This is a genomic window from Amycolatopsis thailandensis (genome assembly GCF_002234405.1).
In the GTDB taxonomy this organism is placed as follows: Bacteria; Actinomycetota; Actinomycetes; order Mycobacteriales; family Pseudonocardiaceae; genus Amycolatopsis; species Amycolatopsis thailandensis.
The window spans coordinates 1-1,207 of sequence record NZ_NMQT01000250.1 but is presented as its reverse complement, the minus strand read 5'-3'; the positions used below and the strand labels follow the sequence as shown (position 1 = coordinate 1,207).

The 1,207-nt window shown below is 70.9% G+C and carries 1 protein-coding gene; it reads left to right on the top strand.

All coding sequences use genetic code 11. The annotated features are described in order from the left end of the window. Positions 1-1,207, top strand: a 1,207-nt coding sequence (locus CFP71_RS42030) for an EF-Tu/IF-2/RF-3 family GTPase (RefSeq protein WP_244200041.1), incomplete at both ends; no start/stop codon positions are given.

Below are 1,207 nucleotides of genomic sequence, written 5' to 3'. Positions count from 1 at the left end.
CATCACCGCGCCGACCCCGAAGGCGAGATCGCGGCCTGCCAGGCCGCCTTCGGAGCCGGCGTCCTGCCGCTGTACCTGCCCGCGCGCGACGGCCTCGTCGGGCTCATCACGCGTCGCTACTTCGACTATTCGAAGGGCTTCCCGCCCGAGGTCGGCGAGCCGGCGGAGGACGATCTCGCGCGGATGACCGAGGCCCGCAACGAACTGATCGAGGGAGTCATCGCCGAGAGCGAGGACGAGACCTTGATGGACCGGTACCTCTCCGGCGAGGAGATCCCCGAGGACACGCTGATCGCCGACCTGGAGACCGCCGTCGCCCGCGGCTCCTTCCATCCGGTGATCCCGGTGTGCGCGACGACCGGTGTCGGGCTCGCCGAAGTCCTCGACGGGATAGTGCGCGCCTTCCCGTCGCCGCTGGAGCACGTCCCGCCGGAAGTCACCTCACCCACCGGCGAGCCGCACGCCGGTCTCCGCGCCGATCCCGAGGGCCCGCTGGCGGCCGAAGTGGTCCGGACCGCGGTCGACTCCTACGTCGGCCGGGTGTCGCTGGTGCGGGTGTTCTCCGGGACGCTTCGCCCGGAGCGGCCTGTTCATGTCTCGGGTCACGGTCTGGCCGAACGCGGGCACGAGGATCACGACGCCGACGAACGGGTCGCGCATCTGTACTCGCCACTCGGCGCGAACCTGCGCGAAGTCCCGTACTGCGTCGCGGGCGACCTCTGCGCGCTCACCAAGGTCGGCTCGGCGGAAACGGGCGACACCGTCTCCTCCCCCGACGATCCGCTGATCATGAAACCGTGGACGATGCCGGAACCGCTGCTGCCGGTCGCCGTCATCGCGAAGACGCGCAGCGACGAGGACACGCTCGCGCGCAACCTCTCCCGGCTCGTCGCGGGCGATCCGACGCTGCGGCTCGACCGCAACGCCGAGACCAACCAGCTCGTGCTGTGGTGCATGGGCGAGGCGCACGCCGACGTCGTGCTGTCGCGACTGCGCGCGGGAGGCGCCGACGTGGACACCGAGCCCGTCCGCATCAGCCTGCGCTCGACCTTCGCCGGACCTGGCCGTGGGCACGGGCGGCACGTCAAGCAGTCCGGCGGGCACGGCCAGTTCGCCGTCTGCGACATCGAGGTCAAGCCGCTGCCGAGGGGTTCGGGCTTCGAGTTCGTGGACAAGGTCGTCGGCGGTTCCGTACCGCACCAGTTCA